Below are 26938 nucleotides of genomic sequence, written 5' to 3'. Positions count from 1 at the left end.
GTAAATACCTAAAGCTAAAGCTCCCCAATTTGGAGATAATTCTTTGACTTCTACCACGTAATTTCCGTTCTCTTCATACAACACTTTGACAGGTAATTGAACACCTGGCTTTCCTTTTTCTTGTGCCTTAAACGTAAATCCAGTTTCCTCATATCTTTCTATCCGAAATCGAATTTCTATGAAGTTTTCATGTGGATTATACTCCCTTTGTTCTACAATCAATTTCCCCATTCCGGACAACTTGATTACTTTATTCGTTTCCGTATGGAATAGTTTTTCTTCGTTCGGCATGTAAATTTTAGATGTCAAAAAAGCGAAAAAACCTAAAAATAGAAAGCTGATAATTGCCATGTAGATCCATGACTTATTTCTTCTCAAATTGATTCTTTCACTCTTCTTACCGATTGCACCTATCACATTCTCACCTCACCTTTTTTGTTATAAAACTTTCATATTGAGCTCTTCTACACTTGTAACTCGCCATGTTTCCTTTTCCTTTTTTATGATGATTCGCAACACATTTCCGACTTTTTCTTCTCGATTTTGTGTTGAATCAGTCGTGACATTTATAAATTCAGCTAACACATTTACTTCCTCTTGATCGGGTTCATTTTCTTGTAAATAAAACTTCATTTCTATGGGTTTCGTTTTATAGGTATCTCCTAACTCGTATTTGTCAGTGGGATAGAATTGTTGTAAAAGTTCTTCACTCATAATGGATTTTGCTTTTTCTTTCCGCTCATTATAGCCTTCTTTTTCTCGATGAAAAGATAATTGAATAAACGTTTCGGCTGTCGATAAATACGCTCTTCTCTGTTGTTCTTGTGCGGAAGGAAGTACCTTATCCAGCCGTTTCTTTAAATCCTCATTCTGTCTTGTTAGTAATTCATTTGAAAGCTTTAACTGTTTTTCTTTACCATCACTCATTGATTTTTTACTCAAGTAGATATTAAAACCTGTCACACCTACGACTAAAATTACAAACACAATAAACAAAAATTTGCGTTTATCTTTCATTCTTACAGTCTCCTATTCTTTTGATTTTTAGAACCTTCTTACATGACCAGAAAAGACTTTTTGCCAATACGGATTATTTAAATCTTCAATGAAAACCCCTTTATTTGTTTGGCATCCAATGAAAGTATTTTTATCAATTACAATTCCAACGTGCCCATCATGTTTGTAAGTATCAAAGAATATAACGTCCCCCGGTTTCATATCATTTGCTGATACCTTTGTACCGATTTTATTTAATGTTTCCGTACTTACAGCTCCCATTGGACTTACATTCATTCCTACTTGTTCGAATGCCCAGCGTACAAAACTACTACAATCAAAAATCCCTCTTGCAATGTCATTTGTGTTACGTCCACCACCAAATACATAAGTAGAACGTCCTATCCATTGACGACCTACATCGGCAACTTTTGAACCACTACTTCCACCACTTCCTGGATTTCCTCCACCACCAGAAACGACAGAACCCGGCTGATAATATTTCAAAACCGCATCAACATACAATATATCCCCGTAACACGCTTGATACGGTACAGCTTCTGGTCTAAGGCAATGATACATTCCAGTGTGGGCTACTTTTTTGTATTGCTCCTGTGAGAATTTTATGGCTAATTCCTTTGTATATTTGCCACCATTTGAATTAACAAAATCAAAAAAACCTGTTCCGAAGTTGTACGCTTGGAGGGCTGTTTTGATATGATCCATGTCACCAGGACTCGTTACACCAGCTCTTTCTATCGCATGTTTAAATTCCTGTACACCAGCCCAAATACTGTAATCTGGATCGGTAATACAGTTTGGTGATTTACAATATTTCGTATTAAAAGCACCCTCCGATGATTGCATCGGATCACTGCCACGCCCTCCGCTCTCTTGCATCATTTGTGCAAGCATTAAAGCGACAAACGGTTCTACGCCAAACTCTTTTGCATGCTTCCGAATCGTAGGTTCCCATTTCAAAACTTCGGGCGAAACATTCATCACTTGCCCATCACCTGTATACGTAATATCACCCGTGTCTGTTCCACTATCACTCCCCATTGCTGCAATAAAAATACTAACGACTCCAAGTAAAAGAAAAGAAAAAAGACCCATCACAATTAATGCTAAAGTGATGAGCCATTTCTTTGGTATTATCTTTAAAACCAGATGCATGGTATTAAGCACCTCCTCCGAATAACATCAATTCTTCGTCTGTTACTTCTACATGAAAGTGAATATTTTTTACAGCTCCAATACTTAAAATGACATCCCCTGTTGGTAAATGTGGGATTGCTGCAATTTCACTTTCACTTAACTGTCCAGCAAATACTTTTCGTAACATATCTAAACTGTTATTATCTTGTTGCATAATAAATTTGTACTGTGTTAACTCAAATAACACTTTAATTTCATCCACCATTTCTTGTGACGATCCATCCGGTACAAAATCTCGTATACTATGACTTGCGTATAAAAGCCCTGCAAAATATTTTCTATCTTCTCGACTAAATTTGATTAAAAATCGTAGAGCATGAGCGCTTTCTTTTTTCGTGTTTATAATATGATGTGCCTCGTCAATAATAATGAAATAACGAACAACATCTTCAAAATCAAGTTGCTTTTTGTTAAAGGCTCTTAGTTGAGGCGCACCATTTGAAATCATTTCATCCCAAAGGAGATTCAATACATTAAAGATTTGCGCTTGAAACACTTCCGGTTTAAAACTGGATATATTCCGTAAGGAAAAAGATACAACTTGTTCTTTCTTGAAATCTTCAATTGTAGAATGTCCATCGAATAATTCTGCATATGCTTCTACTAAATTCATAAGATTTAATTCAATTAATTCTAAACGATGGATTCTACTTTCTCCTAAATTATCATGATGCTTTCTACCTTCTACATCTTGATATAATTCTTTACGAACAAACGTTAAAAAATCAGAGAAGATAGGATATTCTTTGGGTTTTCTTGTTGTAATTTCATTTGTTTCCCCTTTTGTATCATTCCATAATCCCATACGAATATATAATTTCCGAAGCAAATTTTCATATTCTTTAATTTCATCATCTTTTGCTTCTGGTGCAATAAAACGATAAAAAGTTGTCAGTTTAGATAAATGCTGAATGAAACTAACTTCCTCACTTTCTGCCGTCTTATATACCTGAAGTGGGTTAATTTGACCTTGCGATCCATCTAATGCAATTGTCTTTCCCCCTAGCTCATCTACCGTATCCGTAAACTCTTCTACAACATCAAAAATGCGAATGAAATGACCTTTACTTGCATAATCAACGGCTTTCTTTTTTAACAATGTTGATTTTCCAGCACCAGGCTTTCCAATCATTACTCCGTTATAACTCTTCCTTTGTTTGTCTTTATGAAAAATATCAAAAATAACATTTCCTTTTGTTTTCGTTGTTCCATAATACGTACCGTATGGATCGTGCAAATAGGAATAGTGAAACGGACACCCACCAGCCAGACTGACTGCCGGAATTTCTTTCCCTTTTCTTCGGTTCACATAGTTTTTTTGTGTATCAAAGCTCGATACGAGTGCATCCCATTCATACTCTTGTTCATTTAAAAAGACAGCTCCTCGAAAGTTATAGGATTCTAATGTTTCCATGATTTCTTTTACTTGTTTTTCTAACTCATCTACTGTTCTAGCGGAAACATAGATACGGATGTGGATACGCTTCATGACCTCACCCTGTTTCAAATCCGTATATAGAGCTTCCAGTTCTAAAAATTCATTTTTCGCATCAATCCGATCTATATTATCTTTCGCTGTATCATGCCGAACACTTTGTTCACTCAAAGATTTATTAATGGATTCAACGACCTCTCTACGATCATCACTCATCACATCTAATGTTGTAATAACGTTTGGCATATTCATAATTTGCTCTAACCAAAAATCATTTACCTCTGTTGGATAGTCAAACACATGTACACAAGTACCCAATCCATCACCTGTTTGCACATAATTTTCTTTAAAACTTATTCCCCCTTGCGGCTGAACCCTAGCTACTAAATAAGGGTTGTAACCTTTCTTCTTTTTTAGTTCTTTTTGTTTTTCCTTTTTGGATTTTTTACTTTTGAACGCAAACATCTTGTTTCCCCCTCACTACCATATATTTTTCGTTCCCAATTTCGCATTTTGATTAAACAATTTAAACATAAGCTCTAACTTTTTCTCTTCATCCACCTCTAATAGTTCGGTAGAGCGTTTAATATACCGTTTAGCTGAATCCACACGTTCTTTTACGATTAATTCCGTTTCTCCGTAAATAAATAAGAAAGCTTCACGATTTGTTCTTCCCCATTCTAAAAATTGAAGTTCTTTTAACTTCTGATTTAAAATTCGTTCATACAAAGGGCTGGTACATTCTTTGATTTTTTTCTCTATATACCGTTGTTGTTCGGTTGTTTGACATGGGAAGTTTAAAAAAACGAGTTTAATTGACTGTTTGTAGGCTTGATAAAAATAAGCATGTGAGAAAATAACAAATGCTTGTTCTTCGCTATTCTTAGAGAACATATCGTCACCTTCGACTTGAAGGATTTCTAAAAACTCCTCATTTTTCAATTCAAATGTTCCATCCTCCGTCATATCTACGATTTGCATAATTTCCGCAATACTTTTCTTCACTTTTGGTGGTGCTTCTTTCTTTTTTCTAGATAAAAAGCCTAAAAGTTTTGGATTTTTCTTTTTCACAACATCTTTCTTTGGCTTTTCTTTCTTCTGCTTTTTCACTTTGCTTTCTGCCTTTTTTTGTTCTTCCTCTTTCTTTTCGGTGGGTACCACCTTAACAATTTCTTTTGGTTCAGAAAATGATTCYTTTACATTTTTTTCGTTAAAATGAAATGCCTTTTTCTTCGGTCTTTCTATTTGTTTTGGCTTTTCTTTTTCTACATCTTTTTCGCTGAATAACGCCATATGTGACCCCTCCCTTATTGATCGTTATCAATGGCACAATATGCACCTTTTCTTCTTAGCAATGTAATAATCAACACTTCATACATCCGTTTTTGAGGATTTGTACTTGGTCGCCAAATCATAATAATTGCAATAGCTGCCATGAAAATAACAAATGGTAATTGTAAGGAATCATGTACGAAATTCCTAAGAATCATCGTTACAACTAATAAACCCATCAATAAGAAGAAATCTATTAGATATAGCACTTTATTAATCCGTAATTCTGTACTGATTTCCTTCGGAATCCGATAGCTTCTCATCGGGTTTCCCTCCTTTTCGATAATAAAAAATAAGCGTACGATTACGCTTATTTTTCATCTGTATTCTTTTTATTTTTGCTCACTATATCTCTCCAACTTTTACCTGTATTTTGACCCATTTGATAAAAACGTTTTGTATTTTGTACCGTTTCAGAGTTATGAATTCGCTCTTGCACTCCTTTTACTTTTTGTTTCATGGATGATGTCGTATCTTTAACTTTATCTGTTGTATATTGTCCTAATGTCCGTGTTTCATGACTTCTACTTGCTGCCACTTCTCTATCACTTTCATAAGGAATAATTGGGCTACTGTGTGTCACCGTTACGATATCGGCTGGTGCCGGGCTACTTCCACTTGGCACGGATCTTGGCGTTTCCATTGGTGCCGGGCTACTTCCACTTGATACTGGTCTTGATGTTTCCATTGGTGCCGGGCTACTTCCACTTGATACTGGTCTTGATGTTTCCATTGGTGCCGGGCTACTTCCACTTGATACTGGTCTTGATGTTTCCATTGGTGCCGGGTTTCCTCCGCTTGGTACTGTTCCTGCTGTTGGACTTCCTTCACTTGCTCCTTGTCTTACTGTTCCTGCTGTTGGACTTCCTTCACTTGCTCCTTGTCTTACTGTTCCTGCCGTTTGACTTCCTTCACTTGCTCCTTGTCTTACTGTTCCTGCCGTTTGACTTCCTTCACTTGCTCCTTGTCTTACTGTTCCTGCCGTTTGACTTCCTTCACTTGCTCCTTGTCTTACTGTTCCTGCTGTTGGACTTCCTTCACTTGCTCCTTGTCTTACTGTTCCTGCCGTTTGACTTCCTTCACTTGCTCCTTGTCTTACTGTTCCTGCTGTTGGACTTCCTTCACTTGCTCCTTGTCTTACTGTTCCTGCTGTTGGACTTCCTTCACTCGCTCCATTTGCTTTTCCAGCTTCTTTCATTTCATCTTGAAGACTTGTTGTTCCCGATTCTTGCCCATTTGCTACCTCTGGTTTTTCATTCCCTTCTTTTTTCATATCTTCTTGAATAGATGGAGTACCACCATTATTTTTATCTTCTTCCTTATTTAAGTTACCTTTTTCCTTTTCTTTATTTGCTACATCATTGCCTTGTGTTTTTTTTTGACCCGCTTTTTTCATTTGATCTTGCAAAGACTCTTTATTTCCGGATTCATTCCCTTTTTTCAAGCCACCTATGATACCTGCCATACCCCCAGCCGCATTTGCGGTTTTTGTTACTGCAACACCAGCCCCTTTTGCTGCACCTTTTGCTCCTTTTCCAATCATATTTCCTAGACCTTTCATTGGTTTTGAATTTGCAAGACTACCAATTCCTTTACCAAGTGCGAAACCACCTGCTAAACCACCTGCTAACATGCCCCAACTGCTTTTTAATCCAATATCTATACCGAATAACCTTTCTACAACTGCCGGGCCATCTAGAACTGCCATACTAAATGCGGCTAATGCAATAAGATAAGGTACACCATTTAATTTGTCATGGAGAAACGCCGTTCCCATTATATATAGCTTTAAAGATAGGAATATCATAATTGTTGCTATAAATATATTGAGGATATTCGATAGTACTACTTTCAATTTTTGACCATTTGCAATATCTGCTGGTGCTAAAATATTGGCTAACAAATAGTTAAATGCCAACTCATAAAATAATCTAGCTAACTTAATACTTACCAATAACAACGTTGCACCTGTTATCAGTAAAGTAAAGAAGATATTCCAAAAGTTCCAATGCCAGCGATAATACTTTTCTGGAAAGAAATCAAACCAGCCATCTTTCAATTCTGCTAAAGATGCGGTTCCTAGCCCATCCATTACCCTTTTATTTTTCAATATTTTCTGTCCATCATCTGTTAACTTTTTATCTTTTGCGAACTCAAAATCCGAATCAATTTTTTCTGTAATATCTATCTGTCTAATGCTTTTTTCTGGAATATGATTTTTCGGACTCATATCTTCTTTCTTTTTCCACTTATTTTGATCTATTACTGCAATATCCGTTATGTTCTTCTTAATAACTTCATCACTCAAAGAGCCTTTTTGCTCTGATTTCACAACCACAATTGCATCATCTGTGAACTTATCGACCTTTGTCATACCAGTACTTAGTAGACATAGCACACACAGAGTAATGAAAATATTGATGATGATTTGAGATCGGTTCATTTGTTTGTTCATAATGAACATGTAGCCAATATATAAAAAAGATATGGCTAAAAGAACGACGAACACTGGATATAACATATCAACAAACTCTTGTATCTGTGGTGAATTAAAGAACCCTTTAATCCCGAGTATGGCATCTGTAACACCTTCTAATGCATCTACAACTAAAGATAAACCGACAATTAAGAACCATCCTATCCAGCGAAATACATAATTAACGATGTCACCAACTTGAAGATAATCCGAGAACTCTTCTAAAATTTTTAAAATCTCTTCATCTTTCACCATTCACCCTCCTCTCTTGCTTACTACTGCCCTAATACTTCCTTTGCTGTCCAATTCACCCTTTCATTCAGTCTGTCAATACGAATAATCAATTTCCCTTTTTGTTCCCGATCTACTGAAAGKAAAAGAACCGCATCTTCTAGACCAAGAATGACCTCATTTTCTTCTGTTACGAATGGCGAGTAACTATCTAAAATCAATTGCATTTTATCCGTTATTATCGGTACACTCATTCTCTCTTCCTCCTTTATGTTTGGATTCAAAAAAGCACTCAAATAATTGAGTGCTTTTCTAACTCGTTACGTGCTCTTTTTCTTCTAAATCACGTAAAATTCGATTAATCTTATTTTCAACTGCTTGATAAACACCTTTGTCGATATGGTCATTGTGAGCCAACATTTGAAATTCACTGTAAAACTCGCCCATTTCTTGATTTTCAACCTCATCTATGGCTTTCCCTAACTGTGCTAAAAAGAACTTATCAACCAGTTTCAAAACCGCTAAATCAGTTTCAAAAAATTCAATAACCGTTTTCGATTTCCAATTTTCAATAGTGAGTGAATCAAATGGATTATCTTCTTGCTGAAACGCCTCTTCTGGAATGTCTTCATCAATCCCCATCATTTTAGGTTCTTCTGTTGGCTGCGGTGGCTCTACTGGTGAAGAAGTTTCCTGTTCTGGCTCTGGTGCTTCTTTCTTGGTTTGTTCTGCCTTTCTCTCTCCTAAAAAATCTACAATGAGTTTTTTCGGATCTACATCATCATGTAGGGAATCAATAACTATATCTAAAATAGATTTATCTGTATCGAACTCTACTCCCAAGTACTCCCATCTGTATTTTAAGGCTGTTTCTTCTGTATTATAAATTGGTCGTGGTCTAATTCGTTTCCGCTCATTATCTTGACGTTTTATAACACGAATAACAGCACTTTCTCCTTCTTTAAAACTCATCAGTTCATTTGATGTTAACAATGGTCGTTGATCTAGACCTTCCGTTTTATTTTTATCAGTAGAAAGACCTTTTCCACTTCGGGAAGGTAGGTTAATTGTCTGATTCCCAAGCTTTTTGGACACTTTTTCGGCTGTTTCTTGATCGTTTGTTAGAATGTAGATGGTATTCCCACAGTTTCCATCAATGGTATCTGCATCATCTCCATACTTATTTTTTATTTGTGCATACGCTTGAACAACAAGGTTAAAGCGTATATTTCTACCGAGACAAACCGTAATAATATTCGCCATTCCTTCAATACTCGGCATGTTGTAGGGTAAGAACCCGGCGCCTTAAGACCTCTCGGTCTTAGGTTTCCGAGAACTCCCCCCCGAACCGTACGTACCCCTCTCAAGGTATACGGCTCTCCGTCTCTTCAGTCTAGCTTCCCGTTATGCAGGTCACGATGACACTTTCGACAAAGTATCATTGTTTTACGGTTCCTTGCTATCATCTGTCTTTCCCATTTCTTTTTCCCTTTAAGGTTCTTTAACTTTCGAACATGATGAACTTCCATTGAGCCTTCTTCAGCCTTACACCATTCACATTGATTAGCCATCAACCTTTGAATAAGCGATGTTCGGGATTGGTAGGATACTTCCGAAGGAAGTTTTTCTATATCCTTTTTAGTTATAGGAGCTTTATTCCTACGAAATCCCTTATCATAAAGCACTTCCGTTTTCTTGCCGGACTTTGTCTTATAACTGACTTGGAATATTCCATTCACCATAAATTTTTGTTTAGCTTTGCCTAAGGTAGTACGGTACTTATTTGCTAAGGTTTTATACATAGAGTATTCCAGGAGATACTTATAACTGTTTAAATGGCACACATTCACTGCCAGTTGATAATATTGATAGGTTCCACGTATTTGAGCGTTATAGTTCCTTAAAATCTCAAGAGGCACTAATTTAATTAACTCTGGACGGTGAATTGGTTTCCATTGACCTGTCTTTTGGTTGATTTTTATTACCCCTTTTTTAAATAGGCGACTATAAACAAGATCAGTAGGCATATATAGTTCACACTTTAACGAGAATGCTCTTGTTTTTATTCCATCGCTTCGTCGTTTGGAGTGGAAATCTCGTCCAACTTTAACGTCGTAACCTAAAAATCGAGCCTTATTTCTTGTATTTGTTATAAGTGTTTTCTCCTCGGATAATGTTAGCTTAAGTTTAGATTTCAAGAAATTAGCGATGTCTTTCTTTGCTCTATTCGCATCTTCCTTACTCCCAATAACTCCAATTAGAAAGTCATCGGCGTATCTCACATATTGAATTCGTTTATAATTCTCATCCATTGGATATCGTTGAGGTGTGCGTTCTCTTTCAGCTAATAACTCACGTATTTTATTAGTCAACTCTTTTTCCCGTACTTCATCTTTTTCTTTAACTTCCCTTAGTTTTTTCTTAGCCCTACTTATCTGATGTTGTATTTTAGAATAAGCTGGATTTGTCCTTCTAATCTTTCCTACATCAAAAGTTGACTTATACCGATTCATAAAATTATCTAATTCATTTAAATAAATATTCGCTAATAAAGGGCTAAGTATACCACCTTGTGGTGTACCACTAAACGTCTTATGGAACTTCCAGTCTTCTAAGTAACCGGCTCTAAGAAACTTCCATATAAGCGCAATAAATTGTTCATCATCTATCCTCTTCCTTAGAATATAGATAAGGATATGATGATTAATATTGTCAAAAAAGCCTTCAATATCACCTTCGATGAACCATCTACTCCCAGTAAACGTGCCTTTAACCTGAATTAAAGCTGTATGGCAGCTCTTTTCAGGACGGAAGCCATGAGATAACTTACTAAAAGTCGGTTCATAGATAGATTCTAATAGGTTTTTTATGACTTCTTGGACTAACTTATCTTCTACGGAAGGTATGCCTAACGGACGCTTTTTTCCATTTTTCTTTGGAATATAAACTCTTCTTACTGGTTTTGGCTGATAAGAATAATCTCGCAATTTATCAATTAATCCTGAGATTCTTCTTTTAGACATTCCGTCAATGGTCTTTCTATCTGTTCCAGCGGTCATATTTCCTTCGCTAGCGTATATGTTTTGATAGGCTTCAAGGAAAAATAATGGATTGTACAGATTTCGATATAATTTCTTGTATTTGTACCCTGCTTTCTTACTGTGAGATGCTAGATTTTCTAATACGATTTTTGGGCTTCGCAAGAGCCTCACGCCCCTTCCCAATTTAATATTAGTCGAAAAGACTGTTCTCCTTCGCCTTGTACGAGGCTTTCCCTCGCTCTGACTACTACGAGAACTCCGTTACCATATTGGATTTTCATGAGCCACATACCTTGCTTTTTACACTTGGTATCATCCTCAATAGCCTCCTTACGAGGCGCTCCAAGTTAGGTAATCCCCATTTAGTACATATAGAGACTAGACTAATTATGATGTCGGATGCCACTTTCGTCCGTTACTTGTTATTCAAGTTAGTCAGTCTTTGGTCTGCCATACGTAACACGTATGTTCAATGGAAACTTCGGCAATATTTCCATTCTTAGACTGCGAAGCGTTTCAATGACCCTGCACTTCGGGCGACGATACTCCACTTTGGACTATGGTTCAAGCAGTTTAGCCTTCATCCTTATTCATAACATTTTTACCTTGCCCCTCAGTCGTACCTAGGTCATTTTGGTAACTTAGGGCTTTCCTTGCATGCTCTGGTCCCCTCCGGGTTTCCCCTTCTAGGTAAGCAAGGTGGTAAATGGGTTAAGCACAGACTCCCATCTCTTGTCTAAGGAGATTCTCTACATGCCCGTATGGGCGCACGCCAAATTCATCAAGTAAAAATACTACTTCACGGTGGCATTCTCCCCCTCGAGCAAGCGATGCCCCCTTCGCTAATATGAAATAGAGCTGTCTTACAAAAATAGAAGCAATGACATGATTCGAAGAATCATAGTCTGGTGTAATCATAAAGATAGCAATTGGTTTATCAAAGAAGTCAATCTTTGTTACCTGTATATCTTCATGTTTCTTTAACAATTGAAACTCTGTATCCCCTGTCTTATCATCTATTTTCGTAATAGAAACTATTATTTCTTTATCACTCCCTTTTTCAATAATTTGTATTGTGTCCTTCACTTTTATTTTTTGTTTGAAATCCAATACAAAACGTCCTATAACATCTGTTTTTACAGATTCTTTTGAACCATCCGGGAATATAATTTCCACTCGTTTTCTAGGTATTGCTTTTCCTTTAATGGTTTTCCCAAAACCTACACGCTTTAAGTCTACACTGTTTTTTGCTGTCATTTTTGCAATTTCATCGAACGTAAAGATAGAGAGTCCGTTCATTGTTTGGGTGAAGATTCCGCCTCGTGTCGTTCCTTTCGAGAAGTTTGAGGTTGCATATTGCATTTTCGCAACACTGTCTGCTGGCAAACCTTCAAAGTATAAATCTAATGCATTTTGTGGATCTGCTTCCGGATCTACGATTACCTCTTTTGAACCAAGTTCTGATAACATATTTGCTACTGCATACATTGTGATTTTTTCTTCTGTTCCTTCTGCAATACATTTATCCGTAACAGCTAATATCATGGCATTGCACAAGCTCATAGCGCACTGTTGCCAAAAAGGATCTTTGACAGTTGGGTTGTAATACAAAGTGTGAGAAAGTGTTTTACATAGTGCTTGCGCTGTTGAATAATCTCCATCTTTATAAGCATCTTTTACAAGCTGCAATAAGTTATAACTCATAGAATCAAGCGGGTTTAACAAGTTCAAAACTTCAATGTGATACCCTCTTTCTTCCAGGGTATCTTTCGATGCCGTAAATAGTTCCCCTTTTGGTGTATTAATAATTAAAGAAGGCTGATGCTCCGCTCTGGAATAAACATCTATCGTTGGAAAAACAAATGTTTCCCCTTTACCAGAGCGAGTTGTACCAATGATTAAATTGTTTACAGGACTATCATCAATGAATACTTTGTCACCTAGTCGAGAGATAACAACACCACCGCCACCTTTAAATGATTTCTCTCGATCTGGTACGGCTCGATATTGCTTTTTCAGCTCTTCAACTGTTGTAAAACGACTAGATCCTTTCTGATGATTATTTAAGTTTTTAAAGGAAGATTTCAATTTGTACACTGTTCTTACTATGGTTCCAATTACTACAAGGAAAACAAGCATGTAATAAATCGGATGCTCTGCAATCGGCATTTGAAAAAGAAATCCTATATCCATATGAAATGGTTTTGGATGTAATAAATCACTAAATGTTGTTCTTATTAACTCTAAAGTCAAATTGAGTAAAAAATTAGCGATTAAAAACATTCCTACAAACAAAAAAGTACTCAATGGAATGAGTACTTTTTTTTCAGCTAACTTATATTTAATTGATATTTCATCTTTATACATGGGTAAGTAAATCCCCCTTTAAACCGTTATATCTGATTTTGATTCTTGTTTATTTAATTCTGTTGGCTTTTCTGGATTCGTTGGTTTCTCTGGATCTGTCGGTTTCTCTGGATCTGTTGGTTTTTCTGGATCTGTTGGTTTCTCTGGTTCTGTTGGCTTTTCTGGTTCTGTTGGCTTTTCTGGATCTGTTGGTTTCTCTGGATCTGTTGGCTTTTCTGGTTCTGTTGGCTTTTCTGGTTCTGTTGGTTTCTCTGGATCTGTCGGTTTTTCTGGATCTGTTGGTTTTTCCGGTTCTGTTGGTTTACCCGGATCTGTTGGTTTTTCCGGATCTGTTGGTTTCTCTGGATCTGTCGGTTTCTCTGGATCTGTTGGTTTTTCTGGATCTGTCGGTTTCTCTGGATCTGTTGGCTTTTCTGGATCTGTTGGCTTTTCTGGATCTGTTGGTTTCTCTGGATCTGTCGGTTTTTCCGGTTCTGTTGGTTTTTCTGGTTCTGTCGGTTTTTCCGGTTCTGTTGGTTTTTCTGGTTCTGTTGGTTTTTCCGGTTCTGTTGGTTTTTCTGGTTCTGTTGGTTTACCTGGTTCTGTTGGTTTACTTGGTTCTATTGGTTTCTCCGGTTCTGTTGGTTTACCTGGTTCTGTTGGTTTCTCCGGTTCTGTTGGTTTCTCTGGAACTATTGGTGGCTCTATAGGTGGTTTTGGTTTTTCTGTCCCTGTATTTTCCGTACTACCATTCTCACCTTCCGGTGTAACTGGTGGATTCACAATTTCATCTAGCTTCTTCTCTGGTAGAAGAATATCTCCTATACTCGCTACTGAAGAATCAATATTTTGATCGCCAAACGCAAAATGATCTCCATTCACGATTACTTGTGGCTTATTATCTGTAATAGCTGCAATCACATTATCCTTTGCTGTATCTTGAATTGATTTATCTGTTGTTTCTTTATCAAAGAGTGCTAGAACACGAGAAGTGGTTTCATCCCCATTTTGAAGATTACTTACAATAGATTTTTCTTTAAAATTAATTTTTGATTTATCCAATTCTTCGAGTACATAAGCAACTTCATTATCTTTACTTTGAATTGCGTTTTCTGTAATTGCTTCAAAATCTTGTTTGTTCAGATTTTCTTTCTTTTCCTCCGGCTTATTTTTATCTACTTTTTTTGTAATAGCTGACTTACTTTTTGAAGATTCCTTACTTCCAAACCAACTGCACCCTGTAGTGCCCAATATCAATGAACCACCAAGAAAAACAATTCCCATTTTTTTATACAGATTCTCATAATTTAATGGCATGTTATTTTTTCCCCCTTAGATGTCCTTTAGATCTTTATCAATCTTTTCAATCTTGGCTTTCTTTTCCTCTTCGCTTATCGTAGATTGTTGAATATCCCGTTTTTCTAATTCTTTGACCTCTTTCATCAAGGTTTTGTTTCCTTGCGTTTTGGCAAAAGAATAACAATCTTCATATTTTTTTAGATTTACAAAGGCTTCAACAATGAGCTTTTCACGCCTACCATCCATATTGACTTTCCCTTTGAGCTTGATTACCTCTTCATATTTTTTATCAAGCGCTGCCTTTTCAAAGTCGATTACATCATTTTTGACATCAATTTCATTGATTTTATTCATGTTGTCTATCCCAATAAAATAAGCAACCACACTTTCTGCAAATTTCGGCTCATATTGTAATGCCTTATTTGCTTTTCCATTTAATAAATAAGTAAATAAAACTGCCTTCTGACTATCTTTATCTAATTCTGTGTAATTGACTTTATCGAAGTATTTAACAGCTTCCCCATACTGTTGAATGGCTGCCTGTTGTAATCCTTTTACTACGTATTGTTCAGAACCAGCATTTGCACTCGAAACTGGCTCGGAAGAGAATAATTTAAAGGCAAATATGGCACCAGCTCCAATTAACACCACGCTTCCTATGACACTCGCAATAATTTTGAATCCTTTTCTATTTTCCTTTCCAGGCTTTACTTGTGTTTTCACTTCATCCGATGGACTATAAGAGGGTTCTTCTTTTCTTTCTGATAATTCTTCTTGATATTCATATTCTTCATGAAAAGGAGAATCATTGATTTCCCTTTCTAACGTTTCTAACAGCTCCTTTTTTTGTTCCTCTTGTTCTGGATCTAATTGCATCACATTCATTTTTTTAGAAATGTGATCAAAAATATGATCTGCATATCTCGAACCAAGTGATAAAGTACCGTTATAAATTTCATTAGAATGACCATCTAACAAATCGAAATCAATATGTTCTTGTCGCCCTGATTCTCTATAAACACGTTCTAATCGTTTGGTTAAGATGTAAGCTTCATGAAACGAATATTGCTTACCCGACTCAATTTCTGTTCCATTACTACTATTAAAAATGACAAACATGGCTTCTCCTTCCTCACATTTACTTTAAATTCCATGAAAAAAGGCAACAAAAAAAGCCATACCCTTTGCATAGCTTCCTCATTGTCCTATTCATATTTATTCACTATTTCATCCAAAGAAATGGAAATAAGATTTGACCAAATTTAACATTACTATTTACACTCTCTGATAAGTACATGCATCCCATTACGATAACGAGTCCGGCTGCCGCACCAAGAAACCACCCAACACATTTATGTCTTCCTCGTTCACCACCCCAAATTAATAGATAAGCGGCATAGCAAAATACAATAGCTGTACTAACCTGTGCTCCTCTTTGCATCCATGTAATAAATGAATTACCCGTATTAATTAGACCATCCATCGCATCACCTAACACTAACATTTGAGCTACTGTTTCCAACATTGACATATACATTCACTCCCTTTTCATTTTTAGATGCTTATACGTTACTAAGCTGACTTGTTTCATTCGGTTTGCTGTCTTCTTTTACTTCTGTTGATGTTGCTTTATAAGCTTGTAAAGCTTTCATTACTAGATCTTGATTTTCTTCAATGTATTTCTGATGATGTAAATGAAGCCAATGGTTATAATCCTGACCATTGGCTCTTAATAGGTTTGCTACCATATCTTTTTCTTTTTTTAATTCCTTCTGTGTAATCGCCACTGTATCACCACCTTTCAATGATTATGTGATTACTTCTGATATTGCTCTTTGCAATTTTTAACAAAAAAACTAAGTTCACTTTCAAGTTCTGATGGTTTAATTTGTGGGATTTTAATATCTTTTTTTAATTTTCCTTTTTCATAATATGCTAGTGAATCTCTTTTTTGAGATAATCCCCAATCATACGGGTTACTTGAACCCGGTATATCTTTACCCTCTTCATCTAATTCTTGTACCTGGACTTTTTCTTGTTGTGCTACTTTTTTTACAGCATGAAGCCAATCCTCTCTTTTTTTCTTGGTGGAATTTAGCATAACAAATCCCGTGCCATCCTCACTCATGAATTTTTTCATTTCTAACGGACTAAGTTCCATTACTTCCCCTTTTCCAGAGCTAAAGACAAATGTTGAACCAATACCAATTACAATTAACAGTCCAACAACAGCGGAAATGATCCACCCTTTACGACTCATATATGTTCCTCCCTTTGCTATATTTTTATAAGCGATTTTGAAGTGTGATGAGAAACATTTAAACTTCAACATCTGTCCTTTTTTATAATATTTTAAGGAAAGTGGGATATAAAATGGAAATATCATTTGTGGCTGGAATGACGAACCCTGTATTGGTATGCGTATAGAGACTAATCCCGACTTAGTTTCTATATGCCCAATACCGCACTACGTATTTTGGCATGAACGTAGAACCTTATGTATCTATGGTTTGTGATGCTCGTCGCTTCTTCAGAATGTCAAAATGGGATATTCCTCACGAGTACTGACACAAACAGATCTTTGATACAATGCATTTCCCAGTGGTCACAGATGAGTTTTACGATCTTACTCATCAAACGATAATCGTATACCTACCCCCTCTAGTGACCTTTTGAAGGGAGGCACGCATATATATTTGCCGTATATCATCCTTCTACATCATTACTTTAAGGAAAGACATACGCAATATATATCTAAATTGTCAAAGAGCAAATTACTTTGTGCTAGGTTCTCAGCACACTTCAAAATCGCTTTTTTTATTTACATTTTTGTTTTACAGCTACTAATTCCGCTTGTTTATGTTTCCGTTTTGCAATTAAGTTTTGATGTTCATCTCTAACCGAACGCACTTGATAATAAATTTGAGCTACCTTTTCAATGCTTCCTGTGCTATTTTCAATTGCAATGGCACCTTTCAGTTCGTATGTTTTCCCATCAAAAGTTTTGATACTATGAGCTTGTGATGCCGAAATATCATAAAATGTGAGCTTTTGTTCTTTTCCCATATGATCGCCTCCTATTTTTGATTAAGAAGGGAGAAAAACGTTCCTCCCTTGTATAGTTTTCTAGCCATCTAGATAGGATAAAATAGTGAACGAGTGCTTTATATCATGCTAGGATTGTTGTGTTGTACGAAGTGATAATGCGTTGCGCTGCTTCTTCTCCATAGATGTGCTGTAATGCGGAGTGAGATTCAACTACGATCGAATGATAAATGTGGTATGTTACGCTTTCTTTCAAAAACTGCTCCATATGAGGGATTGGGTACAAATCATATTGATGAAATACCAGGTGAATTGGTCTTATATTCTTGCATTCTGTCAGATGCTGAAGAAAACTTGATAATGCTTCTCCTCTATCTTGGTACGTACTTGCTTGTGTTTCTACACTGATATACACAACTGCTTTTTGTTTCAGATCCAGCCAGTAAATCATGTTTGAGTATACGATACCCTTGTTCTCGTTTCTCATTATGTGTATCTTCATAAAAGATGCCTTTCGGATCAAAAATGAAAATAAAATCATCCGTTGTCTTTTTCACACCTTCTATGACCGATTTATAAGCCCCAAAACGAGCTTTTATAGTACCTGCAGTCCTTTTCTTTCCCAACGCTCTAATCACCTTTGTATACTTCTTAGCTACACCAAACATGTATTACACTCCTTTCTATTTCATTTTCATCTCATGACTAGTACTGAAACCAGAAGTACTTTTTTGTTCCCCTTGCATTTCACGTTGATGTTTTTCAAGAATGTATAACAATGTGATAATTATCGCATCCCTTGTTTCTTTTGAATAAAGGCCTAGCTCATGGAATATTTAATAAGCTGGATGCTCATTTTCAAGCGAATTCACGGCTTCTACCAAGTTGGTTTCACTTTCATATATTTTTTCGTGAACTCAATAACTTTTTTCACATCTAGGTAATACAAGCTTTTATGGCGTTAATCCAGATACAAAATACTTCCTGCCAATAATTTTGTAGTGGATTCTATCCAATAATCATGTTGCTAGAGTTAATTACGAACTCTGTAATACGTTGGTACAAAAAAATATTCTATAGGTTTGTTAAAAAAATGAGCAATTTTTTCCGCTCGTTCTGCATTCAATCCTGCCTTGCCTTTCTCAATAGAGTGAAGCACTTGAGGACTAATATTTAAAACCTGAGATAGGGACTCTAAAGAATAATTCCGAGTCTTTCTCTCGCATGTTAATGTCATCACCTAACCTCCTTTCGGTTATCTTTACAAACATGATATATCACTTTTGAAGTTAAATCAACTATTTTTCAGTGTTTTTTTGAGTTTTTTTATTATTTTCATCACTTTAAAAGTTAAATAACCTTCTTCGGAGTTATAACAGATGTATTTCTTGCAAATAAATGTACAACATATCTTGAAATTAAGAGGGAGGAACAATATAAGAATGAGTATTTTTGGTGCACGTGTGAAAACACTGAGATTAGAGGCTAATTGGAGCATGAAACAATTGGGAGAAGAAATAGGAAAGATCACCGGAACAAGTTTTGCTCAAACTACGGTCAGCAACTGGGAAAATAAAGGTGCTGAACCCCCATATAGCGTTCTAATAGTTATAGCAAACCTTTTCGGAGTAAGTACTGATTATCTGATCGGCAACACTCAGGATATTCAAGATAATATATTGGTTTTAGAAGAAAACAAAAAACATAAGGATACCCATATAGAGGATGAACAAATTTCAGAAGTACCTTTTATAACAAGTGATCTTTATAATGATCTACTTACATTACCAGTAAACAAAAAAGAACAATTAGAAACGCAACTTCATGAGTATACAGAATTTATTAGTTATAAATATAATAAGTTACAAGAAGAGTATGACAATTTCAGAAAATACATTCAATACGAAATTAAAGCCTCTAGTTCAAATAACTAGAGGCTTTTTTTATTTACATTCACTAATTCTAACATTAACAATTGATAACTCATAATAATAGTTATACAATAAAACATATAAAGAGATATAACCTTATTATAGTTATAAATATTAAATAAAAAAATAAACCCTACCACACCTCGTTTTTAATTAGCATATCAGTTTGGCCGCTGAACTAATTAAAAACCCGATTTAAGTAGGGGGTTTATCTTTTATAATTTCTACATATTTATTATATCATGTGAAAATTATAATGTGAATAAAAACCTCCTATTTTTCTGTATATTTGTGGTGGAAAAAATAGGAGGTTTTTTTGTGTTACTTCAAAACTTTTTGCTCAGTCGAGCAAAAGCCGAATTAAGTCCCCGAATCAAACACTTATCCAAAACACCTGGTGCTATTAATCAAGCAATCAAGAAAGTTATTACTTATATTGATAGTATTGTCCTAGAATATGAAGGTGTTACTACAAAAGATTATCTTACCAACCGAAAATATGAAGCATTAGAAACTGTTTTATCGTATTTAGTACAAGAAGGCTATTCCCAAGTAAAGCAAGACCATATCAGAAAAAAATCAGGTATTTCAAAACCAATTATTAACTATGTGTTTAATTGGTTACAAGACTTGGAAGTATGCCAACAAATCAAAGTACGAAGACACGGTAAAATTGCCCCTTCGATTTACATATTAACCATACATAACAATTACTTGAAAATTATAGAATACTTCAAGGTAAAGTGGGCTGTAACAATTGATGTATGCTCTACTTTCACTGAAATTTTAAAGAAGAAAACCTTCAAGATCACTGCTGTATCCGAACATGAAGAACAGAATGTCTCATCTAATGGCATAGATATTTTAAATTTTGAAGAACTAGCAACAACGAATACTTATACAAAAAATACTACTGATAGATTTCAGGATATAGATGTATATTTAAGTGAAGATCAGAAAAAAGCATACCAATATATTATGAGCCAACCTGTCACATATTTAACAGAAAAGAATGCTTATACAATTGCTTTAAGAATGCCAAGAAATATCGATACCTATCAACGATGGGATTTTGAAGAATGCATCAAATGGTTCAAATATAATAATGCTGAAACAAGCAACCCTGCTCATTTTATGAAGATGTATACTGAAAAAACTAAGCAAAGAAACAAACGTAACGCTAACGTTGAATGTGAAGAAAAATATGAAACAAAATTCAATTTTTACAATTGGATTGATGACCCAAAGTTTGATCCGATCCTGCGAAAATTGAATACAAATCAACGATAATTTGTAAATTAAAAAACATAGCAAATAGCCTTGCTCAAAAAATTATATACAAGCAAGGCTATTTGCTATGTCTTGATATATACCCTTCTTAAATTATCGCTTTTCACATAAACATCTTCTAAAAATCTTCTCATTACCTTAACATTTTAATATTTTTCTTATCTATTTATCTATAAAATTTACACTCTATATAAACCGAAAATTCTATCATTTACTCTCGATTTAACTTTGAATTTTACCAAGAAGAAATCTTGAAATGCTTGTCAGAGTAAGAGTCACAATTCAAAAATGAATTCTAATGTTTTTATTGAATTTAATTTTTTAAAACAAGAATTAATAACTAAGATGATCTTAAATCAGGCTTAAATTTAAAAAGGAAATTCTGTCTCTTTTTAGGGAGAACCTACATATCTTGTCTAATATATAAATAAGAACCTGAAATAGACATAATGGTTCCCTAAACAACTACAATATCAATAGCTATATTGTAAATTTAATATCTTATCCTTATCAATATTTGTAGAAATTAAGTTTCTTTATATTTTATATGGTAATTTATAACGAGGCATGGGGAATCTTTTTATAAAAAATGACTTTAAAGTGTAGGGATTTTAACAATTAATGTGGAAGCGTTCTATATAAAGACTAAGGAGGTAGAACAGTTGTAAGAACGCTCATTTTGGACAAAAGAAGTTGCGGAACGATTAGAGATAGGAACCAGTACGCTGAGAAAATGGTGTTTATCTTTAGAACAAGAAAACTACTCTTTTGTCAAAGGTACAAAAAATAGTCGTGCTATTGTTGAAAAAGATATCCAAGTACTAGAACAGATAAAAAATCTGATCCAAGAAGCTGGAATGAGCATTGAAAGTGCTGTGAAGGCTGTTTTATCTGCTCCTTGTATTAAAGATAAAGCGAATAATGTTTCAGAAGGAAACAATAGAACGCTTAGAGAACGGATATAATGAACATAATTCGTTACTGTTAACGCATGTTAGAGAAATTCAATAAACAAAACAACTTATTGTAGCATCACAAAATAAAGAAGAAAAAAATGGTGGAAGTTCTGAAAATAATGTAAATCATTATGATTTAAAATAAATAATGATTTGTTTTATATTTAAAAATTACCATAAATCCTCTAAAGAAAATGAAATATCCAATAGAGTGGCAAAAGAAGAAAATAAACCGGAAGATGCTGATATTGAAAAATCGGAAGAAAAGATTGAAGAAGAGACAGTAAGTAAACCTATAGAAAGAAATCTGGATATAAATAAATGCTCTAAGTATAATCTACAATATAGTAGTTGTATGAGACAAAGCATAAGACATAATATGGATAAAGACAAAAAGGAATGATTTTAAGTGTATTGAATGTTTTTAAAACATTTATATTACAAGTTTTGGGGATTTTAGTAATCGAAGTATTTGTAGCAATCAGTTTTTATTATCTTGCTTATTTGTTATTTGGAATAATAGTTTATTTATTAATATTGAAAGTATTATAGCTGCTATTGGATTTGTAGCATATCTCTTCGGTTAATATAAAAAGGGGTGATAACCATGGATTTTCATGGTTATCACCCCTTTTTATATAATCAATTTTCAGCCAGTATTTCCATCAGCCATAAGATACACTGAGTATTTCTCTAAAGTTGAATTCTCAATACTTTGAGAGTTTAGTCCAAGTGTAAGAATCCCTACTGCCATAATACTCATTAAGATGATTTTCAATTTTTTCATGTTATTTCAATGCCTCCTTTTCTAAAACCTGTTCCTTTGCTTCATAACTTAAATAAAAATACATACTTGCTTTTTCGAATTTCTTTTCAGCATGAAATTTAACAGCTAATAATTCACTATATTCTTGCACATACTCCCATAAGTTTTCGCTTTTAAAGTAATCCATTCCTGCTAATATTTCTTTCTCTAGATGCTCTGTTGGATTATCAGTACATAATTCTTTTGTAATGTTAAAACGATATTGATATTCAGTGAGTTCAAGCTTATTTGAAATTTCTAATCCTTTTTCAATTAGTTCTAGTGCGATATCTGTTTCGTTTAAATTCATTCGTTGCTTGGCTTCTACAATAAGCGCTTTATAATTATCAACCATTTTTTCATTTACTTCCGATAAATACCTAATAGCTAAGACAGATTGTTTTTGTTCAGCATACATAAAACCAATATTTTGTCGACCAATTAAGACATCACGGTCGTTACCAAATTTACTAAATTGATCTATAGCTGAAATAAAGTACTCTTCTGCTAATTTATATTCTTTTAAGTGTGTACATGCTAATCCTGACAAATTATCACAATAAGCAATTTTGATTTCACAATCTGTATTCTTTAAAAATATATCTTTAGCAATTGTAACGTACTTGTTAGCTAAAAGTGATTGATATATATGGTAATGAAAAACAGCTAAATTATAATAAAACTCAGCCTTCTCTAATTCATCTGGAATATAAATCAACAACTTTTCCGCTTCGTTATAGTGTTCTTCAGCCAAATTGTAAAGTCCAACTGATTTTGAATGAATTGCTTTAAAAAAGTGATAGTAGTATGCTAGAAAATCGTCAGAATCGGGTGGAGTTTGAAAAGCTTCAATTTTATCAAAACTTTTCTTCGAAATATTCAGGTTGTTAAGTAAGTAGTTAAAACGGAAATCTAAAAGTGAATAATAAAAAAGTAAATTTTGATCACCTGTAAGATTATGAAATTGTTGCTCAATTTCTTTTTTTAGACGTATAGAATTCTCTCTATTTCTTGCACGAATTTGTAAATACCACTCATTTAATAACTCCGTCAACTGTTCATTCCCCTTCAGTTGTATGTTCATATAATCCTCCCATCACCCCATAATATAATAAAGGGAATATTCTCATAATAAAATGATAGCAGATAAACAAAATATTAATCTAGAAAAAAGAGATGTTTCAATAATTAACTGAATATTCAGCGAATAATTATTTTATCATTAATACATCCATATCAATAGTTAGAGATATTTGAGATATAAGAGAGGGATAAAAATATTCCTCCTCAATTCGAATTCTTTGCAATACTATTTATCTTTTTATATCAAAATTTTTTACAAATTATTAATCGTTATAATAAATAACCAGCTTTATTCTGAATACACAATATTGTGATTATTTAAGGGGACATATCAAATTTATAAAAAATAGGGAAGCTTGTAATAACTTACAAGCTTCCTACTTTTCACGTATTATTTAAGTTATTTTTTAAATAATTTAGAGAACCATGATTTTTCTTGTTGAGAAGACGCAACTAACTTCTTGGTTTCTTGTATTTCTCGAACCACTTCTAATAACTGCTGATCTCTATTGTTTATTTTTCTATCAATAGTCTTTTGCTGTTCATCAATCTTGTTCGTTAGTGTTTGATTAGTTTGTTCTAAATTGTCTATGCGTTTTAAAAGTTCCATATTCATAGCTTTTTGTTCTTGAAAATATATAGAAACCTCTTTCATACTCTCATACATCGTCTGAATAATTGGTTTCGTTATTTCGTTGTCTTCATCACTCTCTTCTACTACAATATAATCTACATTTCGTTTTAACATCTGTTCTATTATTTCTGGTGGCTCTTGTGCATCTTTCATATTAGCAATTAATTTAAAAAGCTCTAATGCTTCCTGTTCATATCTCAGCGTTCGCCCCTTCGTCCCAGCGACGGTTGGTAAATATGGTTTGAATTGATCCCGCCAGGCCTGAAGAGTTGTCCGTGGCTTCCCAAGCATCCTTGCTATATCTGCAAGGGAATATGTTTTCTTATAAGGTTCTTCCCTATCCATTTCATCGTCCTCCCCCCATCGTCATTTGTTGTTATCGATGTCGGTCATGTTGTCATTGTATTGTTATTGATTATCATCCATGTCGGTCATGTTGTCATTACATTGTTGTTGATTATCATCCATGTTGGTCATGTTGTCATTACATCGTTGTTGACCATCATTTATGTCGGTCATGTTGTTGTTTTACCGTTATTCATCATCATTTATGTCGGTCATGTTGTTGTTTTACTGTTATTCATCATCATTTATGTCCGACATGTCGGCGTCTAACTGTTATGTGTTTAATTCGTTTGAAAGAAGGTATTTCCTTGTTTATTTTGAATTTTTTAAGTATATAGGTTAATTAAATAATAAATATGATTCAAGTCGTACTTATTATTTAAAGTGTTCTTATTTTTGATTAAATGTGCTAAAACATAATCAAAAGTAGCACTTAAGTCGTACTTAATGTATAGAGGGGGAATTATAAATGAAAATTGGAAGAAAAGTAGCGGATTTCGGAAATAGTTTTAATAATTTCATGGTTGATGGTTATTATATTGAACTTGCAACGAATGTAGTTAAAATTTCAAAGAAAAAAGCTGAGGATTTACTTGTTGATCGTATTTCTAGACCAGAAGATTTACTGGATAGATTACTAATTTCCACTGAAATCGAAGGTGAAGAGTCTTACTATTTAGTTGGGCAATTAGCTGAAGATAATCAGTTAGCAAACTCACATGTAAATAAGATGCACGATAAAATAAATAGTCCTATCCCATACGTATGCTTTTTAGGAGCAATTGCATATTATCATGCCCTTAACGCTGATCAAGGAGATAATGAAGTTGAAGTTGAACACATGAGTATGATGCTTCCAATTTGGCTTTTAAAACGCGAAGAGAAATTTAGCATTGCCCATAAAAAAATGGAAGAAAGATTTATCGGTGAACATAAAGTTAAAGTGTTAACACCAGGAATGGAGAAAGAACTAACTATTACAGTCCATTCAGCAAAATGTAGAAATGAATCAGAAGTTGCTAGACATTCTTTAAAATATAAAATGGTTTCAAAAGATCAGAATACCAATGTAATTAGTATTGAAAAGCGATATGAATCTGAGAGATTCGATGACTATGAAGTAGTTTTAACTGACATTGGTGGCGGTTCTACAGATGCTGTACGATTAGGTAAAGGACTTACTACACCTAAGCACAGAGATTCTTTCCAAGTTATCGATATTGAGCCATTCTTAGGATACCTAGAACGCTTTAGAAAAGAAAAATTGATTCAATACTTTAAGGATCTAAGAACATTAGAGAAATTTATAGTTAATAATTATAAAGTACAAAAGTATGTACTATCGAATGAAAATACTGGTGAAGAATATGATTTTACAAATGAAATTGTAGAGGCACTGAAAGAATATACTAGAATTTTAGTTGCTAAAATTCTTGATGTATTCATCCCCTCTAGTACGAATACAGTATTGAAATTCATTTATATCGGAGGCGAAGCACCCGTTTTAGAACCATACATCCGTCTCGCTTTATTGAATCATATGTCTGAAATGGCTGCTAAAAACAATCACTTCTTCTTGAACGATATTATTCAAAATAGCGATAAAGAAGTATTTGCTCCAACTTCACGTACAATTAATCTAGCTGCATTAGAATTAAAAGTAATTGATGAAATGAAGGGACAGTTAGCGTGAACTACTCGCCACTTAGCAAAGCTTGAAGTGGGAGCTTCTCAGTTCCACGACGAAAGTAACCTTTCGTCTCCCTGAGCGTTACTTCGGGGTGTTCCACCCCTAGATGTCCAACGCTTGGACGCTCTCTTGGTACGGTTAATATTTTACGCAGGAACCGAATGGCTTGGTTTTCGCACTCTATTTTCTTCCTGCAACCTCATATATCAAGTTATCAAAGAACTTCATATAGCTAGTTTATCAAAAGTTATTGGCTATGCCAAACCGAAAGAAATCTCCCAGCTACCTTTGGGCTATCGACCTTCACACGCTTGAGGAAGGAGATTTCTTTCGGTAAATTCGTTGAAATAAAGGGACGTGCTGATAATGGCTAAAAATAGAAAAATGGCATTACATGCTGATAATATGCCTGAAGATGTATATAAGCTCCTTAATGAAAAAGCTAATGGTAGACAATTAACAGCATTTGTTGTTGAACTGGTACAAAATGAAAAACGTTATGAGCAACTACTGCAGAAATTAGATAATGTAGAACAGAGGTTAAATCTTTTAGATACAGTTGAAAATAAATTGGATCTTTTACTTACTAATGGATTGGTTCCCGCACAAAGACAAGAAGATTTAAAAACAGAGGAGCCCATATTGCAAGAAGGTAAAATTATTAACGCTAGGGTAGTACTTGGTGGGATTTCTGAAGAAGATAACGAAGAGCTTGATTTCTAACTAGTAAAGAAGACCTTTAGTGATATTATCCCCTTTAAGTAGACAGTGTAAAAAGACCATGG

General features: G+C 34.5%; 24 protein-coding genes and 5 pseudogenes. 6 read left to right on the top strand and 23 right to left on the bottom strand.

Translation table 11 applies throughout. The features are described 5' to 3' along the window. The 20 genes and pseudogenes from AC1DTM_RS09105 to AC1DTM_RS09010 form a co-directional block, all read right to left on the bottom strand. Positions 1-417, bottom strand: a pseudogene (locus AC1DTM_RS09105) (hypothetical protein); the annotation flags it as partial. Positions 418-438: 21 nt separating this feature from the next. After that, entirely contained in the window at positions 439-1017 is a 579-nt protein-coding gene (locus AC1DTM_RS09100) for a MerR family transcriptional regulator (RefSeq protein ID WP_088099814.1), read from the bottom strand. A 27-nt stretch (positions 1018-1044) separates the two neighbouring features. Next, positions 1045-2172, bottom strand: a complete 1128-nt coding sequence (locus tag AC1DTM_RS09095; protein ID WP_088099815.1) for a bifunctional lytic transglycosylase/C40 family peptidase — start codon at positions 2170-2172, stop codon at positions 1045-1047. A gap of 4 nt (positions 2173-2176) precedes the next feature. After that, positions 2177-4114 (bottom strand): VirB4 family type IV secretion system protein, encoded by a 1938-nt coding sequence (locus AC1DTM_RS09090; protein WP_088099816.1) that lies wholly within the window; start codon positions 4112-4114, stop codon positions 2177-2179. Positions 4115-4129: 15 nt separating this feature from the next. Next, complete coding sequence (locus AC1DTM_RS09085; protein ID WP_088099817.1) at positions 4130-4942, bottom strand: hypothetical protein; 813 nt, start codon at positions 4940-4942, stop codon at positions 4130-4132. A 14-nt stretch (positions 4943-4956) separates the two neighbouring features. Then, entirely contained in the window at positions 4957-5244 is a 288-nt protein-coding gene (locus AC1DTM_RS09080) for a DUF5592 family protein (RefSeq protein WP_088099818.1), read from the bottom strand. A 47-nt stretch (positions 5245-5291) separates the two neighbouring features. Continuing rightward, positions 5292-7709, bottom strand: coding sequence for a pLS20_p028 family conjugation system transmembrane protein (locus tag AC1DTM_RS09075; RefSeq protein ID WP_477000178.1), 2418 nt, complete (start codon positions 7707-7709; stop codon positions 5292-5294). A gap of 23 nt (positions 7710-7732) precedes the next feature. After that, entirely contained in the window at positions 7733-7942 is a 210-nt protein-coding gene (locus AC1DTM_RS09070) for a hypothetical protein (RefSeq protein ID WP_477000177.1), read from the bottom strand. Positions 7943-8000: 58 nt separating this feature from the next. Further along, positions 8001-8972, bottom strand: a pseudogene (locus AC1DTM_RS09065) (TraG/TraD/VirD4 family protein); the annotation flags it as partial. Between the two features lie 104 nt (positions 8973-9076). Further along, entirely contained in the window at positions 9077-10891 is a 1815-nt protein-coding gene (locus AC1DTM_RS09060; RefSeq protein WP_199715813.1) for a reverse transcriptase/maturase family protein, read from the bottom strand. A 600-nt stretch (positions 10892-11491) separates the two neighbouring features. Continuing rightward, positions 11492-13096 (bottom strand): annotated as a pseudogene (locus tag AC1DTM_RS09055) (VirD4-like conjugal transfer protein, CD1115 family); the annotation flags it as partial. A gap of 18 nt (positions 13097-13114) precedes the next feature. Continuing rightward, entirely contained in the window at positions 13115-14392 is a 1278-nt protein-coding gene (locus tag AC1DTM_RS09050; protein ID WP_477000176.1) for a hypothetical protein, read from the bottom strand. A gap of 15 nt (positions 14393-14407) precedes the next feature. Then, positions 14408-15493 carry a hypothetical protein gene (locus tag AC1DTM_RS09045; protein ID WP_016103746.1) on the bottom strand — a complete coding sequence of 362 codons (1086 nt, stop codon included), beginning with the start codon at positions 15491-15493 and terminating at the stop codon, positions 14408-14410. Between the two features lie 103 nt (positions 15494-15596). Beyond that, on the bottom strand, positions 15597-15905 hold the full coding sequence (locus AC1DTM_RS09040) for a hypothetical protein (protein WP_016103745.1): 309 nt from the start codon (positions 15903-15905) through the stop codon (positions 15597-15599). A 31-nt stretch (positions 15906-15936) separates the two neighbouring features. Beyond that, on the bottom strand, positions 15937-16161 hold the full coding sequence (locus AC1DTM_RS09035) for a hypothetical protein (protein ID WP_016103744.1): 225 nt from the start codon (positions 16159-16161) through the stop codon (positions 15937-15939). Positions 16162-16190: 29 nt separating this feature from the next. Next, positions 16191-16634 (bottom strand): hypothetical protein, encoded by a 444-nt coding sequence (locus AC1DTM_RS09030; protein WP_088099801.1) that lies wholly within the window; start codon positions 16632-16634, stop codon positions 16191-16193. 557 nt (positions 16635-17191) lie between these two features. Further along, positions 17192-17440, bottom strand: coding sequence for a hypothetical protein (locus tag AC1DTM_RS09025; RefSeq protein WP_088099800.1), 249 nt, complete (start codon positions 17438-17440; stop codon positions 17192-17194). Positions 17441-17543: 103 nt separating this feature from the next. Further along, positions 17544-18087, bottom strand: a pseudogene (locus tag AC1DTM_RS09020) (hypothetical protein). 37 nt (positions 18088-18124) lie between these two features. Beyond that, positions 18125-18446 (bottom strand): annotated as a pseudogene (locus tag AC1DTM_RS09015) (TRAG family protein); the annotation flags it as partial. Between the two features lie 6 nt (positions 18447-18452). Next, the gene (locus AC1DTM_RS09010; RefSeq protein ID WP_088099799.1) at positions 18453-18656 is read right to left on the bottom strand and encodes a helix-turn-helix domain-containing protein; all 204 of its coding nucleotides are present in this window, start codon (positions 18654-18656) and stop codon (positions 18453-18455) included. Positions 18657-18861: 205 nt separating this feature from the next. Between AC1DTM_RS09010 and AC1DTM_RS09005 the strand changes: the two genes are divergently transcribed. From AC1DTM_RS09005 to AC1DTM_RS08995, 3 genes are all read left to right on the top strand, one after another. After that, complete coding sequence (locus AC1DTM_RS09005) at positions 18862-19353, top strand: helix-turn-helix domain-containing protein (RefSeq protein ID WP_088099798.1); 492 nt, start codon at positions 18862-18864, stop codon at positions 19351-19353. 315 nt (positions 19354-19668) lie between these two features. Beyond that, complete coding sequence (locus tag AC1DTM_RS09000) at positions 19669-20640, top strand: Replicase RepFR55 (protein ID WP_088099797.1); 972 nt, start codon at positions 19669-19671, stop codon at positions 20638-20640. Positions 20641-21807: 1167 nt separating this feature from the next. Continuing rightward, the gene (locus tag AC1DTM_RS08995; RefSeq protein ID WP_165762459.1) at positions 21808-21999 is read left to right on the top strand and encodes a hypothetical protein; all 192 of its coding nucleotides are present in this window, start codon (positions 21808-21810) and stop codon (positions 21997-21999) included. Positions 22000-22245: 246 nt separating this feature from the next. Here the strand turns inward: AC1DTM_RS08995 and AC1DTM_RS08990 are convergent, their stop codons facing one another. The 3 genes from AC1DTM_RS08990 to AC1DTM_RS08980 form a co-directional block, all read right to left on the bottom strand. After that, positions 22246-22383, bottom strand: coding sequence for a Phr family secreted Rap phosphatase inhibitor (locus AC1DTM_RS08990; RefSeq protein WP_088099795.1), 138 nt, complete (start codon positions 22381-22383; stop codon positions 22246-22248). Between the two features lies 1 nt (position 22384). Next, positions 22385-23485, bottom strand: coding sequence for a response regulator aspartate phosphatase (locus AC1DTM_RS08985; protein WP_088099794.1), 1101 nt, complete (start codon positions 23483-23485; stop codon positions 22385-22387). Between the two features lie 399 nt (positions 23486-23884). After that, the gene (locus AC1DTM_RS08980) at positions 23885-24463 is read right to left on the bottom strand and encodes a DUF3967 domain-containing protein (protein WP_088099793.1); all 579 of its coding nucleotides are present in this window, start codon (positions 24461-24463) and stop codon (positions 23885-23887) included. A 60-nt stretch (positions 24464-24523) separates the two neighbouring features. Here AC1DTM_RS08980 and AC1DTM_RS08975 point away from each other — a divergent pair, with 60 nt between their 5' ends. From AC1DTM_RS08975 to AC1DTM_RS08965, 3 genes are all read left to right on the top strand, one after another. Beyond that, positions 24524-24733 carry a hypothetical protein gene (locus tag AC1DTM_RS08975; protein WP_133059547.1) on the top strand — a complete coding sequence of 70 codons (210 nt, stop codon included), beginning with the start codon at positions 24524-24526 and terminating at the stop codon, positions 24731-24733. Between the two features lie 199 nt (positions 24734-24932). Next, positions 24933-26156 (top strand): ParM/StbA family protein, encoded by a 1224-nt coding sequence (locus AC1DTM_RS08970; RefSeq protein ID WP_088099792.1) that lies wholly within the window; start codon positions 24933-24935, stop codon positions 26154-26156. 363 nt (positions 26157-26519) lie between these two features. After that, entirely contained in the window at positions 26520-26876 is a 357-nt protein-coding gene (locus tag AC1DTM_RS08965; RefSeq protein WP_088099791.1) for a hypothetical protein, read from the top strand. Positions 26877-26938 lie beyond the last annotated feature (62 nt).

It is taken from the genome of Bacillus sp. P4_D3 (assembly GCF_056401855.1).
This window is presented reverse-complemented; position numbering and strand designations above follow the sequence as displayed.